This is a genomic window from Ruegeria sp. CF4 (genome assembly GCF_056537345.1).
The window spans coordinates 532,520-546,828 of the sequence record NZ_JBQFRJ010000001.1 but is presented as its reverse complement, the minus strand read 5'-3'; the positions used below and the strand labels follow the sequence as shown (position 1 = coordinate 546,828).

Sequence of the window (14,309 nt, the reverse complement as noted above, 5' to 3'; positions counted from 1 at the left end):
GCTGAGGTGAAAGCCCTCTTAGCGGTTCCGGCTGCGCCAGCCGCCACGCCGCTTCGAGGCCTGCGCCGATTGCAACCCTTCGGCCAGAACCTGCGTCATCGGATGATCGCCCGCTTGTGCGACATAGAGCGTATGCAGCGCGGTTAACGCCTCTTTCTGATCCCGGTCTTCCGGTAGGCTGAGCGCCCAATCAAGGAAGATGCTGCGGCACTCGGGCAAGGTAATGCCGTCGATGCGATAGGCCTCGCGGATCAGCCCCTTGTGATCATTCGGATCATCACTGCGCGCCATCTTTACCCTCCCTCAACCACATAGCCGATCAACGCGGCGGCGGTGGTGTAACTGTCCTGCAACGCAGTCTGCAGCTCTTCGACCCGATCGAAACCGGTGGCCCGGCAGAGGAATGCCGTGCCACCCTCTCCAATCGTGTCCGCCTCGATGGCTTTGCCCGAAAGCAGACGCGCCGCGCATTGTACGGACCAGCATAGGGCGTAACAGTCCTTCAGCGTTTGTGTCTGCGCGACCTCCAGCAGCCCGGCAGCGACCGCGCCATCCAGCCCGGACTGTACGTCGCGTTTTGTCATGCCGGACAGCAAGGCTCCGCTCTGGGACAGCAATTCAATATCCATCATCCGTCCGGGACCATTCTTGGCATCCCAGACGCCTGCCGGGGACTTGGCCGCCGCCAGACGGGTGCGCATTTCAGCAACCTCGTTCAGAACCTTGGCCCGATCGCGGGGACGAGCGAGTAGGTCGGTGCGGAAGCTTTCGATGTCCTCGGCCAGCCCGGCATCTCCGGCCACCACATGCGCTCGGGTCAGGGCGAGGTGTTCCCAAACCCAGGCCTCGTTCTGCTGATAGTTGGTGAAACTGCTCCAGCTTGTGGCGACGGGTCCCTGATTGCCCGAGGGGCGCAGGCGCATGTCCACCTCGTACAGGCGTCCCTGCGACATCGGGGCCGACAGCGCGGTGATCAGGGCCTGCGTGAAGCGCGCGTAATAGGTGCGCGTGGCCAGAGGACGCGGACCATCCGACATCTCTTGATCCAGCGGGTCATAGATGACGATCATATCCAGATCGGATTGCGAATTGATCCGCCCGGCCCCGAGCGAGCCCATGCCCAGCACCGCCGCCCCGCGCCCGGGTGCTGGCCCATGTTTTTTGGCGAATTGGGTTTCAACGCAAGGCAGAACCGATGCGATGACGGCCTGCGCCAGTTCCGCGTATTGCTGCCCCGCTTGCGCCCCGCCTATGAGCCCGCGCAGATGGTGGACGCCGATGCGGAAATGCCATTCCTTGCACCAGCGCCGGGCGAGGTCGAGCTGGGTTTCATAGTCATCTTCTGCAGACAAAGCCTGCGTCAGATCCTCCCGCAACGCTGCCTGACCCGGCCATTCGCTGAAGAAGCTACCGCCGATTACCGCGTCGAACACGGCGGCGTTGCGCGACAGATGCGTTGCCAGCGCGTGAGAGGTTCCGACGATATCAACCAGCAGATCGATCAGCTGTGGATTCGCCTCGAACAGCGAAAACAACTGCACCCCGGCGGGGAGGCCCGCCAGAAAGCCATCCAGCGCCATCAGGGCCTCGTCGGGTTTCGCGGTCTTGGCAAGGCGTGACAAAAGCTCGGGCCGCAGACGTTCGAAAATGCGCGCACCGCGCTGCGAGCGCAGCGCTGGATAGGTGGTCCAGCGGGCCAGAACACCCTTGTCGAATTCAACCTCTTGCGTGGCTGCAGGGCGCGGGCTGGCACCGGGGGCAAAGAAGCCTTCGGTCAGTTCATGCACCTCGGTCAGGCGGCGGGTCAGATCGGCCCGCAGCTCGGCGCTGCTGAGACCCATCAGGCAGGCGACCCGCTCAATCCCGTCTTCGGATTGCGGCACCTTGTGGGTCTGTGCGTCATGCACCATCTGGATGCGATGCTCGACCTCGCGATGGGCACGGTAGTGATCGATCAGCTTTTCCGCCACGTCCTCGGGCACCCAACCCTTTGCGGCCAGCGCCGCCAGGCCCGGGACCGTGCCGCGCACCCTTAGATCGGGATCCCGGCCTCCGGCAATCAATTGTCGTGTTTGGGTGAAGAACTCAATCTCGCGAATGCCGCCTTGCCCCAGTTTCATGTCATGGCCGGGGATGGAAAGGCTGCCGCCCGTTCCCTTGTTCTCACGAATGCGCAATCGCATGTCATGGGCGTCCTGAATGGCAGCGAAATCCAGATGGCGTCGCCACACAAACGGGCGCAGCGCCTCAAGAAAACGCTCACCCGCTGCAATGTCGCCGGCGCAAGCGCGCGCCTTGATATAGGCTGCGCGCTCCCATGTCCGCCCGAGGCTCTCGTAGTAGCGCTCGGCCGCTTCCATCGCCAGACAGACCGGCGTCACCGCCGGATCGGGGCGCAGACGCAGATCGGTACGAAAGACATAACCATCTGCTGTCTTATCACTGAGCGTGGCACAGAAATTGCGTGTGGCCCGGACCATGCCGTGCCGGGCGTCATAAAAGTCATCCGGGTCAAAACGCGTTTCATCGAACAGAACGATCAGGTCGATATCCGAGCTGTAGTTCAGCTCATGTGCGCCCATCTTGCCCATCGCCAGAATGACCATCCCGGCAGCCGTCTCGACATCTTCTTCGGTCATGCCGGGCAACTTGCCACGCCGGATCAGAGCAGCGATCTCCGCCTTGGCAGCCACATCTGCGGCCAGCGCGCCGAAATCCGTCAGAGCGCCTGTCACCTTCTCAAGTGGCCATGCCCCCGCCAGATCGGCCAGTGCAGTCAGAAGCGCCAGCCGCCGCTTGGCCAGTCGCAGGCCGGGCCTCAACTGATCCGCTGGCAGCGCACGCGCGGCGGCCATCACGTCCACCAAAGCCTGATCTGGGTCCTGCAACGCTTCGGGCAACCAGTCCCTTTCGCGATCAATCAGCCCTTTCAGATAAGGGCTGGACCCCGCCGTGCCCGTGATCAACTCACCCTGTTCAGTGGTCAGATCCGCCAGTGCGGCGCGGGTTTCCACCCCAAGCGCGGCATCAAAGGCGCGCGGGATTCTGTTGATGGCAAGGCTCATATGCGTTCCAACGGCGTGTCCTGACTGAAGCTGTTGATCCAGTTGTCATGCCGCCGCTCCCACAGCGAGGATATCAGCATCGCCTCGGCCTGTGACGCGCCCGGACGCGTGTAATCCGCGCGATAGCTCAAAAGAACGATGTCTGACGTCAGAATCCGCAGCTTGGCCTCGGACAACTCGTAGGTCGCCATCGTGGGCGCATCGGCGAACTGGCCCACATGATCATCCCGGTTGGCAAAGCCGCTCGGATAGACCCCCAGAAAATCCGGGCTCAACAGCGCCCGGTCAGCCTGGGCGTTGCCATCAACCAACGCCGCCCAGACCTGCTTTTCCAGCGAAAGGATCTGATCTAGCGTCGGAGCGGGTTTGTTTTCAATATCTTGCATGATCAGAAATTGCGCCTGTTCCGCCACGGCGTCAACCGTCGAAAACGGCCATGTAAATCTTTTTCACATTACCCCTTGCATACGCCATTCACCCCTCCCATCTAGGAAATGTGAAGAGCATTTACATCCTGAGTGGAGAGACCTAATGACCGCATTGTCCGAACACGCCGTTCCTGCAAACCCGGGCTGGCTGCACCGCGCCGAGACCTGGCTTGACAGCAAGGGCAAAGGGGCCTGGATCGCCGCAATGGTCCTTGGCTTTATCTTCTTCTGGCCCATTGGCCTGGCCTTTCTGGCCTATATGATCTGGAGCAAACGCATGTTCAGCAAATCCTGCAGCCGCCGTTCGTCGTGGAACAGTCACATGAGCGCTATGAAACCTTCGGGCAACAGCGCCTTTGACGCCTACAAAGCGGACACTCTGGCCCGGCTGGAGCGTGAGCAGAAAGATTTTGAATCCTTCCTGCGCCGCTTGCGTGAAGCCAAGGACAAGGCCGAGTTCGATCAGTTCATGGACGAACGTGCCCGCGACAATCGCGATGATACAGAAAACGGCGAACAACCCGCCTGATCCTGACTTGCCCTGCCCCGACCTTCGGGACAGGGTGCTTTTGACTAACAACCGGACCAAGACATGACTCACCTGCCCGATCCCGACAGCCAGCCGGAATTCTACCAATCCGTCGCAACCAAGCGTTTCTTCGCATGGCTGTTTGATATCGCCTTCATCTCGCTACTGTGTACCGTCGCTATCCTGCTGACCTTTGGCATGGGCTTTTTCATCCTCGCTCTGATTTACGCCGTCATCAGCTTCATCTATCGCGTCGTGACCATCGCAAACGGATCGGCCACCTTGGGCATGCGCTTCATGGGGATTGAGCTACGCGACGCCTTTGGTGCCCGCATGGATACCGGCAAGGCCATCGCGCACACGGCGGGGTATTTCGTCAGCATGGCGATCCCGGTGCTGCAAATCATCTCGGTCATCATGATGATGACAAGCGCACGCTGTCAGGGGCTTACGGACGCGTTCCTAGGCACCGTGATGATCAACCAGCGGGCCTGAAAAACAACTCTGTGAGTCTCTTGGCGGCGCCGGGAACCGTTGCTATCATCCGTCCCGAGGAAATGCGGGACCTTCATGCGACACACGCTGCCAATCGCGCCACAGTTCTATGTGACCGCCCCCCAGCCCTGCCCTTATCTTGAGGGCAGGATGGAACGTAAGCTGTTCACCGCCCTTCAGGGGGAAGGCGCGGATCAGTTGAACAATTGCCTGTCGCAACAAGGGTTTAGACGCTCGCAAAACGTGCTCTACCGTCCCTCTTGTACCGATTGTTCCGCCTGCCTGTCAGCCCGGATCGACGTGTCGGCCTTCCGCCCCAGCAAAAGCCAGAAACGCGCCGGCAAGCGAAACGGATACCTGAAACGGCGCGCCACTTCGCCCTGGGCAACGGATGAACAGTTCGACCTGTTCCGCCGCTACCTCGACGCCCGCCACGCGGATGGCGGCATGGCCGATATGGATGTGTTCGAATTTGCCGCGATGATCGAGGAAACCCCGATCCGCAGCCGCGTTGTCGAATATGCCGACCCCAAAACCGATGAGTTGATCGCGGTCAGCCTGACAGATGTCCTCGAGGACGGGCTGAGCATGGTCTACTCGTTCTACGATCCCCAGTTTCAGCAGAACTCGCTGGGCACATACATGATCCTCGATCATATCGAGATCGCACGCGAGGCTGGGCTGCCCTATGTCTATCTGGGCTACTGGGTGCCCGGCAGCCCCAAGATGGGATACAAGGCCAAATTCGCAGGCTTGCAGGCCTATATTCAGGGTGAATGGCGGTTGATCAAAAGCCCCAATGAATATGCGCATGCGGCGCATCACCCTCTGTCCTCGGCCCCGATCGCCGAGCAGGTGGCGAATATCCAATTGCCCGACCGACATCCGACCAAAGGCTGACCGGCGTGCGGCAGAGCCTTCATGCGATTACTTTGGTAGTGCCGGATTATGACGCTGCGATTGCGTTCTACACTGGGGTTCTGAATTTTGCACTGACGCAGGATATCGATCTGGGCGACGACAAACGCTGGGTCCGTGTGACACCACCGGGGTCTGCTGGCGCGTCATTGCTGTTGGCAAAGGCGGTCGATGCAGACCAGGCGGCGTCGATCGGGAACCAGACCGGAGGGCGCGTTGGTTTCTTCCTCGAAACCGACGATTTCTACAGGGATCACGCAGCCATGCTTGAGGCTGGCGTTGGATTTGAGGAAGTGCCACGACATGAACCCTATGGAATCGTCGCGGTCTGGCATGATCCATTTGGAAATCGATGGGACCTCATCGAGTTTTCAGAACCTTCTCTTCTTGATTAAATCTATATTTTTCAGATCTCTAGACACCATCAACAGTAAGTTGCTCAATCATGCGGCAATTTGGAACACCTTGCGTAATTTTTAGGCAGTTGAAAATTGACCTAGGGTCACCAAGTTAACCGAACTTCTTGATGCTCAGTCCAGTTCTGACGCCTGCAGCAAACTATCTGCTGTCAGGGCTGGTTTTTTATTACTGCAACAGACTTCCCACTCTGTTGCAGAGGTTTTGAAGGAGGGGAAAATGGTAAACGCCATGCGCCGACTGGTCTCGGCCAATCTGACGACCCAGATCCTGATCGCCCTGGCCCTTGGGTCGGTTTTTGGGCTGGTTTTGAATTATTTGGATATCTCGGCCCTGAACACCACGTTGGTGGACGGAGCGCTGTCGATGCTCGGCCAGATGTTTTTGAACGCCCTGCAGATGCTGGTTGTCCCGCTCGTCGTGTTCTCGTTGCTTTGCGGAGTGGTCGGGATCGGGGACGTCAAGCTTTTGGGTCGCGTGGGCGGCATGACGTTTGTCACCTATCTGGCAACCACCGCACTGGCCGTAACCACTGCGTTGATGTTCGCCAGCCTGATCGGCCCCGGCAAAGGCTTCGAAAGCTTGTATCTTGCCGGAGACGGCGTGACAGTAGCCAACCCGCAGACCACGTGGGAGATTCTGGCGAATATAATCCCCAAGAACCCGATAAACGCTCTGGCCAATGGCGAGATGCTGCAGATCATCTTTTACGTAATGGTGGTTGGCATTGCGGTTCTGATGATGGGCAGCCGTGCCAAAGCTTTTGTCGAAGGCTGTGAATTCATGAATGAACTGGCAATGAAAATCGTCAAGATCGTCATGGCCTTTGCTCCTGTCGGTGTATTCAGCCTGATCGCCAAGACCTTTGCGATGGAGGGCTTTGGCCTGTTCGGCCCGGTAATCGGCTATCTGACCACGATCAGCCTGACGCTGGTGTTCCACCTCTGTGTCACGTTGATGGCTCTGCTCTATTTCACAACGGGACTCAACCCGCGCACCTTCCTGCGCAAGATGCGCTCGGCCCAGGTGTTTGCGTTTTCGACGTCCAGCTCAAACGCGACGATCCCGGCCAGCCTGCAATGCGTGACACAGCGCATCGGCGTGGATCGCTCGGTCGCTTCATTCGGCATCCCTCTGGGGGCGACGATCAACATGGATGGCACCGCGATCATGCATGGCGTGGCCACCGTGTTCCTTGCCAACGCCTATGGCATGGATCTGGGCCTGAGCGGCTATCTGACCGTGATCTCGATCTCGGTTCTGGCCTCGATCGGTACCGCAGGTGTGCCGGGCGTGGGGATCGTGATGCTGGCGATGGTTCTGAACCAGTTGGGCATGCCGCTGGAGGGTATCGGGATCATTCTGGCCGTCGACCGTATTCTCGACATGATGCGGACAGTTGTGAATATCACCGGCGATGCGGTTGTGACCACCATTGTCGGGCAAAAGGTCGGCAAGCTGGACAAGACCGTGTTCGACAACCCTGAGGCCGGGACGTTCGATACCGCCGATCTTGGGATCGACCACAATGTCGAACAGGAATTTGCCAGACTGACACATCCTCAGCCACAAACCTGACACGAAAAAAGGAGGCCCCCGCGGGGCCTCCTTAACGTTTGATTTCCGGATCAGTTCGGGATCAGATCGGGGACGATGGTCACGATCGTCGGGAAAAACCATAGGATCCCAATACCCACCACCTGAATGATCACGAACGGTATGATGCCGCGATAGATATGGCCTGTTGTTACCTCTTTCGGTGCAACGCCCCTCAGGTAGAATAGCGCAAATCCAAACGGCGGCGTCAGGAACGAGGTCTGCAGGTTCACTGCCACCATGATCGTCACCCATTTCGGATCGAACGATCCGCCATAGATCACCGGGCCCACGATGGGGATCACGATGTAGATGATCTCAAGGAAATCGAGCACGAAGCCCAGAATGAACAGCACCAGCATCACGATCAGGAAGACCGTGAACTCGTTGTCGAAACTGCGCAGGAATTGCTGGATATAGTGCTCACCCCCGAACGAGATCACCACCAGGTTCAGCAACTGCGAGCCAATCAGGATGGTGAAGACCATTGAGGTCACCTTGGCCGTCTCACGCACCACGGGCGTGAGAACCCCGCTGGCGAACAGTACCCAGCAGCCGAACAGCAGACCGAACAGCGCATAGAGATAGGCCGAATAGGCGATGATGAAGGCGATCCAGCTTTCAACCGAGACATTGCCCTGGTTGATACGCAGATCGAAGTTCACGCCCATCAGCAGTGCGATGATCACGGCGAAGGTCGACCAGATGATCACCTTGCCTGACCGCCCCTGATCCTGAAGCTTGCGATAGGCCGCCAGCATGATGGCTCCGCCCGCGCCCAGCGCCGCTGCGGGCGTCGGGTTGGTGACACCGCCAAGGATCGACCCCAGAACCGCGATGATCAGAACCAGCGGTGGAAAGACCACGCGGATCAGATCATTGGTGGCGCAGCGCGCGGCCGCTTCTTTGCAGCCGTACATGGCGATTGCAAAGGGTATGGCCAACAACAGGAACGTCGCCCCCGATGAAGTTGTTGGCGCAATCAGCAGCACATCGACCAGCAGCATAAGCAACAAGCCGATAGCACCCACAATCAGTGGCTGCGGCGACCGCGACGGCGCAATCCCGCGGCCCAACACCAGTGTCAGACCCAGCAGGATTATGATCACGGCTACGCCGTTTCCAATCGGCGCGGCGGCGGCGATCTTGGCCTCTTGCGCAGCGGCCAACTCCTCTTCGCTCAGACGCTGCGCCTCAGAAGCTCCGCCCGCGGCATCAATTGCTTCCTGTTCGGTCACAGCCTGATCCCAGGCGGATTGGCCATGCAGCTCGATCATCGAGGCTTTGCATTCCTCAGACACATTGGTGCGCAGCGATGCGCCCTGCCCGATATCCGAAAAGGCCGAAACCGAGACATTCTGGCTGCCGATCACGCCCGCGCTGCCCAGAAGCATCGCACCTGCGATCAGAGCCACCGGAGCACCCAGCAGCCAAGTCAGGCCCTCGGACCGGGTGATGGTCTCACCAGACCCGCCCGACAATTCAACCGCCGGAGCCTTTTCCGGGTTCAACAGCGCATAGCCAAAGGCATAGAGCGCATAGAGCAGCGCCAGCATGATCCCCGGCAGCAGAGCCGCCTGGAACAGCGTACCCACCGAGACAACGGCGGGCTCACCCAGATAGGTCAGTGCGTCAGTACACCCCGCCTCAACCGCGCGGGTTTCCTGTGCGGTTGAATAGAGGTCACCTGCCAGCGTTCCCAGAAGAACAATCACGATGGATGGCGGAATGATCTGCCCCAGCGTACCCGAGGCTGCGATCACACCCGTCGCCAGTTCTGGCGAATAGTTGTTGCGCAACATGGTCGGCAAGGCCAGCAGGCCCATGGTGACAACTGTTGCGCCCACGATGCCGGTCGACGCAGCCAGGAAGGCGCCCACAACCACAATCGACACGGCCAGACCACCGGGCAGCGGGCCAAACACGCGCGCCATCGTGGTCAACAGGTCGTTTGCGATCTTCGACCGCTCCAGCGTGATGCCCATCAGCACGAACATCAGCACTGCCAGCAGGGTTTCAATCGACTGCCCGGCCAGAACCCGTTCGTTCATCCGGTTCACGATGAAGGAAACATTCCGGTCCAGCGCTGTTTCCCAACCCTGCAAAAAGACCGGCTCACCTATCCTTGGCAAATCCGGGTATCGGAACACGGATATGACATCCGGTTTGACCCCGGTATTTACCAAGTCGCGGTAAGCTTGTGACCCGGTGTCGATCGCCTGATGGATCAACAGCCCGGCGCTGTCCAGCGCGGCGATGATCCCAAAGGAAATCACCCCGGCCCCGCCAATGGCGAAGGCAACGGGGAAGCCCGAGAGGATGCCTCCGAAAAGGCAGAAAAATACGATAATGAGGCCTATCTCGACGCCATCAAGTCCGAATAGCATTGTCTGGTTCTCCGTCCCTAATGCGCGCCTTCGTAGGCTTCTTCACCCTCACCAAGGCTGTCCTTGTCGAGGTATTTTCCAATGCTTTCCGGCCCTTCCACATATTCCAGATAAGACCGATACAGGAACGCGATCGCGTGCAGGAACACCATCGCGGCAAAGGCCACCAACAGAATTTTGAACAGGAAATAAGCGTTGAAGCCGTTTGGGCTGAACCCGATGGTTTCAACGTTCCAGCGCAACGCGCGGGACTTGGCGATCAGCCGGTCCAGAGTATCGCTGGCCGAGGGCTTCGGCACAATCAGGTGCCGCCACATGAAGTACCAGCCATACATCCATGTCAGCACCGCCATGGGCATCATGAACAGAACCGCCCCGCACATGTCGACAACGCGCTTGGCGCGATGGCTGATACCGGCATAGATCAGGTCAACGCGTACGTGACCGCCCTGCACAAACGTGTAAGTGCAGCAAAGGCAGACCACCATGGCGTTATAGAGTTTAAGTTCTTCTGCGAACCAGCTGATATCCATCTGAAAAGGGATACCCAGCCCAAAAGACATATCCGGGCGTGTAAACACCCGCTGCATGAAAACGATAACGATCTGCTGAATGACCATCAGCAGACCCGCCCAGGCAAAGAAGCGACCCGTTGTGTTGGCAAATCCTTCCAACACGCGCACCATTCCCCACATGAAGTTCCGGTAGTAAAGACCAATAGCCGTCAGCACCAGAAACAGCGCGAAGATCACGAAGAAGAACTCGACCGAACCGCCGTAATAGACAAAGCGCATGATTGCTTCTTTGTCCGACCAGTTCAGCCAGAGCTGCGGATGCGTGATGGCGTATCCGAAATTATAGAAGGCTTCGGCAATGTTCTGAATGAACCAGACCAGTCCATTCCACAGGGCGCCGAAGAACGAGATACCGTTTTCGTCCTGCATGTTGTCCCCAGGTCGCATCGGTTGCACGTTTCATTATTGCGGTATGTCCGAACCGCTTATGTGCAACGGGAAAGGCTCCCCCGCCGAACGGGGGAACCGATTGCATTGAGCGGGAGTGCTTAACCGCGCACGCGGTCGCGCTGTGCGGTGTAGACACCCGACGACAGGTTGTTCCAGCCCGACGACGCCGCCATCGACTCCATGGCGCTGTCGTGGATCCGCTTGAACAGCTCGTCGCCCATGTTCTCGTCCAGCACTTCCTGGCTGGCCTGACCGAAGGCATCCCAGACGCTGTCGGGGAATTCCATGACCTTGACACCACCGGCCTGCAGACGCTGCAGCGCCGCGCCGTTGTTGGCCAGGAATTGCGCCAGGTTCCACTGGTGCGCTTCGGCAGCTGCGATCTCGATGATCTTCTGCTGAGCCGCGGACAGGCTGTCAAATACTTCGCGGTTGGTGGCCAGCGACAGACCCGCACCCGGCTCATGGAAGCCTGCAGTGTAATAGGTCTTGGTGATTTCCTGGAAGCCCGCTTTTTCGTCGGCCCACGGACCGATCCACTCGGTACCGTCAATCGCGCCGGACGACAGCGCCTGATACACTTCCGAGCCCGGAATGTTCTGAACCGATGCACCCAGTTTGCCCAGTGCCTTACCGCCCAGACCCGGCATACGAAACTTCAGACCGTTGAAATCTTCGGGGCTGTTGATCTCTTTCGAGTACCAGCCACCTGCCTGCGCACCGGTGTTACCGGCCAGGAAGGATTTCAGGCCGAAGATTTCGCCCAGTTCGTCATGCAGCTCCATACCGCCGGCATGGTAGTACCAGTTCACCAGTTCCTGCGCGGTCATGCCGAACGGAACAGCGGTGAAGAAGGCATAGCCCGGATGCTGACCCACAAAATAGTAATCCGCCGCGTGGTACATATCGGCCTGACCGGACGATACCGCGTCGAACACTTCGAACGCACCAACCAGTTCACCGGCGGCTTTGATTTCAACGTTCAGGTCACCATCCGACATTGTAGTGATGCTGTCGGCACAACGCTGCGCGCTGTCGAAAACGCCCGCAAGGCCACGGCCCCACGAGGTGACCATGGTCAGCGTCCGCTTGCCCTGCGCATAAGCGGGCGCGGCCAGAGTGGTCGCGGCAGCAGCCGAGCCGCCCAGTGCTGACGTTTTCAGAAACTTACGACGATCCATATGAGTGTTCCTCCCCTACATATTCATTACCCGGCTGATGCCGGGCCGATCGTTTCCAGTGCGCGTCAGCCTAATTGCAAGCACATGAATGTGAATACCTACTACTACGTAGCCGAGCCGATTTTTCCGCGCTCGGGGCATAAATCAGGCCGATTTCACCTGCCCCTTCTTAAAAATCGAGTGCCGGGACCACTGATCGCCCAATCTTTTTGCAATTTCCTGGCAGCTTGCGTATCGATTCGACCATGAGAGGATTCCGAAATCTCATCTCGCTGACCTATGCGCAGAAACTGTCGCTGGTCGCTGCTATCCCGCTGCTTGCAGCGGTGGCTGCGATTGCGCTGGTGGTCGCCTATGAATCCCGTGCAACCGCCGAACGCGAGATACAAGCCCTCGAACGTCGTCTGATCGAGGCCAAGAAGGATGAACTGCGCAACTATGTGACTCAGGCCCGCAACGGGTTTGCCTATATCTACGGTCGCGCCTCGCCAGATGATGAAGTTGCAAAGAACCTCGTTACACAGATCCTGTCGGCGATGATCTATGGTAAGGACGGGTTTTTCTTCGTCTACGATTATGACGGCAACAACCTTGTCAGCCCGCGCCAGACCGAGTTCATCAACCGCAACTGGTCAGATCTGACCGACAGCGACGGCATACCGATCGTGGACGAGTTCATCACGCTCGCCCGTCAGGGTGCGGGCTGGCACAGCTTCATGTGGCAAAAACCCTCGACCGGGGAAGAGGCGCAGATGATTGCCTATGTCGTCGGCCTGCAGGATTGGCGCTGGGTCGTCGGCACCGGCGTCTTTATTGATGATATAGTCGCAACAGTCGCTAATGCACGGGCCGAAGTCGAAGCGCGCGTTCAGCGCACCTTCCTCTATATCGGAGGCATCGTTCTGGCTGCCGTGCTGATCGTTTTCGCCTCAGGCATGTTGCTGAATTTCCGTGAGCGCCGTCTGGCCGATGCCAAACTCAAAGAGCTGACCCAGCGCGTGTTCGACGCGCAGGAAGAAGAACGCGGCCGCGTGGCGCGCGAACTGCATGACGGCATCAGCCAGATCCTCGTCGGTGTCCGCTATGCGCTGGACAACGCCCGCCGCCGCTTGACCCGCGGCGACGATACAGGTGCGCAGGAACCATTAGAGAAAGGCATCGACAATCTGGGTACCGCGATTACCGAAGTGCGCCGCATCAGTCGCGATCTTAGACCCGGCGTGCTGGACGATCTGGGCCTCGGCCCCGCGCTTAAGGCGCTGACCGACGATTTCCGCGAACGCACAGGGATCGAGACCGAGTTCACCACAGTGGTGTTCCGCAACCGGCTGGATCAGGACAGTAAGATCGCGCTCTACCGGATTGCCCAAGAGGCGCTGACCAATATCGAGCGTCACTCGGGCGCGACCCGTGTTACAATCGACCTGCGCGGCCACAAGAAAGGCGCCACGATGCGCATCACGGACAATGGCTGCGGGCTGCGCAGCGAAACGGACAGCACCTCCACCGGTATCGGCCTGCGCAACATGCAGGAACGGATAGAACAGCTTGACGGTTCGCTTCGCATTCTGTCATCCCGCGGTCAACGCAGCGGCACCGTGATCGAGGCCAGCCTGCCGCTCAGCCACCTGCTGCCACCGCAGGAAGACGCAACACCGAAACGAAAGGCCGGTTCCTGATGTCTGATTCGATCCGGGTTCTTATTGTCGACGATCACCCGATGGTGGCTGAGGGCATCCAATCTCTGCTCGAAGGCTATGACGAGATCGAAGTGGTCGGCACCCTCTCCAACGGTCAGGAGGCGGTCGATCAGGCGACACAGCTGGAACCGGACGTAATACTGATGGACCTCAACATGCCAGGTCTCAGCGGGCTCAGCGCAACCGAACTCATTCTCGAACGGGTGCCCGACACGCGCATCCTGATCCTGTCGATGCATGACAGCCCGGAATACATCTCGACCGCGCTCAGCCACGGGGCCAAGGGCTATGTGCTCAAGGACGTGCCCACTGAAGAGATCAAGCAGGCCATCGATGCGGTGATGCGCGGCGAGCGCTACCTCTGCACCGGGGCCAGCGGATCGCTGGAGCCAAAGGACGGCAACACGCGCGAGGCGCTGACAGGCCGCGAACAGACCATTCTGCTGGAACTGGCGCAGGGCAAATCCAACAAAGAGGTCGCGCTGGCGCTGGATATCTCGGTACGTACCGTCGAGACCCACCGCAAGAACATCAAACGCAAGCTTGGCATCTCCTCCACCGCGGGCCTGACCCGCTATGCGCTAGAACATGGGGTGCTGCAAGGCACCAGTCCCGGGTTCTGACCGCA

General features: G+C 59.1%; 13 protein-coding genes. 7 read left to right on the top strand and 6 right to left on the bottom strand.

Going from position 1 to position 14,309, the window contains the following annotated elements; translation table 11 throughout:
• Positions 1-18: 18 nt before the first annotated feature.
• From ACR0NF_RS02680 to ACR0NF_RS02670, 3 genes are read right to left on the bottom strand one after another with little or no spacing between them, the layout of a single operon-like run.
• The gene (locus tag ACR0NF_RS02680; protein WP_480777728.1) at positions 19-291 is read right to left on the bottom strand and encodes a hypothetical protein; all 273 of its coding nucleotides are present in this window, start codon (positions 289-291) and stop codon (positions 19-21) included.
• 2 nt (positions 292-293) lie between these two features.
• Positions 294-3,065 (bottom strand): [protein-PII] uridylyltransferase family protein, encoded by a 2,772-nt coding sequence (locus tag ACR0NF_RS02675; protein ID WP_480666791.1) that lies wholly within the window; start codon positions 3,063-3,065, stop codon positions 294-296.
• A complete protein-coding gene (locus ACR0NF_RS02670) occupies positions 3,062-3,451 on the bottom strand; it encodes a DUF4440 domain-containing protein (protein WP_480469530.1) in 390 nt (129 codons plus the stop codon). Before ACR0NF_RS02670 ends, ACR0NF_RS02675 begins: the two co-directional genes overlap by 4 nt.
• 145 nt (positions 3,452-3,596) lie before the next feature.
• On the opposite strand from ACR0NF_RS02670, the gene ACR0NF_RS02665 reads away from it, so the two are divergent.
• The 5 genes from ACR0NF_RS02665 to ACR0NF_RS02645 all read left to right on the top strand — a co-directional run bounded on the left by ACR0NF_RS02665 (position 3,597) and on the right by ACR0NF_RS02645 (position 7,430).
• Positions 3,597-4,022, top strand: a complete 426-nt coding sequence (locus tag ACR0NF_RS02665; protein ID WP_480777727.1) for a DUF2852 domain-containing protein — start codon at positions 3,597-3,599, stop codon at positions 4,020-4,022.
• A gap of 63 nt (positions 4,023-4,085) precedes the next feature.
• Positions 4,086-4,517: an RDD family protein gene (locus ACR0NF_RS02660; RefSeq protein WP_480469528.1), complete on the top strand. Its 432-nt coding sequence runs from the start codon at positions 4,086-4,088 to the stop codon at positions 4,515-4,517.
• Positions 4,518-4,592: 75 nt separating this feature from the next.
• Positions 4,593-5,417 (top strand): arginyltransferase, encoded by an 825-nt coding sequence (locus ACR0NF_RS02655; protein WP_480469527.1) that lies wholly within the window; start codon positions 4,593-4,595, stop codon positions 5,415-5,417.
• A 5-nt stretch (positions 5,418-5,422) separates the two neighbouring features.
• Positions 5,423-5,830, top strand: a complete 408-nt coding sequence (locus tag ACR0NF_RS02650; protein ID WP_480777726.1) for a VOC family protein — start codon at positions 5,423-5,425, stop codon at positions 5,828-5,830.
• Between the two features lie 241 nt (positions 5,831-6,071).
• Complete coding sequence (locus ACR0NF_RS02645; protein ID WP_480777725.1) at positions 6,072-7,430, top strand: dicarboxylate/amino acid:cation symporter; 1,359 nt, start codon at positions 6,072-6,074, stop codon at positions 7,428-7,430.
• Positions 7,431-7,480: 50 nt separating this feature from the next.
• Here ACR0NF_RS02645 and ACR0NF_RS02640 read toward each other — a convergent pair whose 3' ends face one another.
• From ACR0NF_RS02640 to ACR0NF_RS02630, 3 genes are all read right to left on the bottom strand, one after another.
• Positions 7,481-9,835 (bottom strand): TRAP transporter large permease, encoded by a 2,355-nt coding sequence (locus ACR0NF_RS02640; protein WP_480777724.1) that lies wholly within the window; start codon positions 9,833-9,835, stop codon positions 7,481-7,483.
• A 17-nt stretch (positions 9,836-9,852) separates the two neighbouring features.
• Positions 9,853-10,779 carry a TRAP transporter small permease subunit gene (locus ACR0NF_RS02635; protein WP_480469523.1) on the bottom strand — a complete coding sequence of 309 codons (927 nt, stop codon included), beginning with the start codon at positions 10,777-10,779 and terminating at the stop codon, positions 9,853-9,855.
• 119 nt (positions 10,780-10,898) lie between these two features.
• Positions 10,899-11,981, bottom strand: a complete 1,083-nt coding sequence (locus ACR0NF_RS02630) for a TRAP transporter substrate-binding protein (RefSeq protein WP_480469522.1) — start codon at positions 11,979-11,981, stop codon at positions 10,899-10,901.
• Between the two features lie 245 nt (positions 11,982-12,226).
• Here ACR0NF_RS02630 and ACR0NF_RS02625 point away from each other — a divergent pair, with 245 nt between their 5' ends.
• The gene (locus ACR0NF_RS02625) at positions 12,227-13,660 is read left to right on the top strand and encodes a cache domain-containing protein (RefSeq protein WP_480469521.1); all 1,434 of its coding nucleotides are present in this window, start codon (positions 12,227-12,229) and stop codon (positions 13,658-13,660) included.
• The gene (locus ACR0NF_RS02620; protein WP_480469520.1) at positions 13,660-14,304 is read left to right on the top strand and encodes a response regulator transcription factor; all 645 of its coding nucleotides are present in this window, start codon (positions 13,660-13,662) and stop codon (positions 14,302-14,304) included. Before ACR0NF_RS02625 ends, ACR0NF_RS02620 begins: the two co-directional genes overlap by 1 nt.
• The last annotated feature ends 5 nt before the right edge of the window (positions 14,305-14,309 follow it).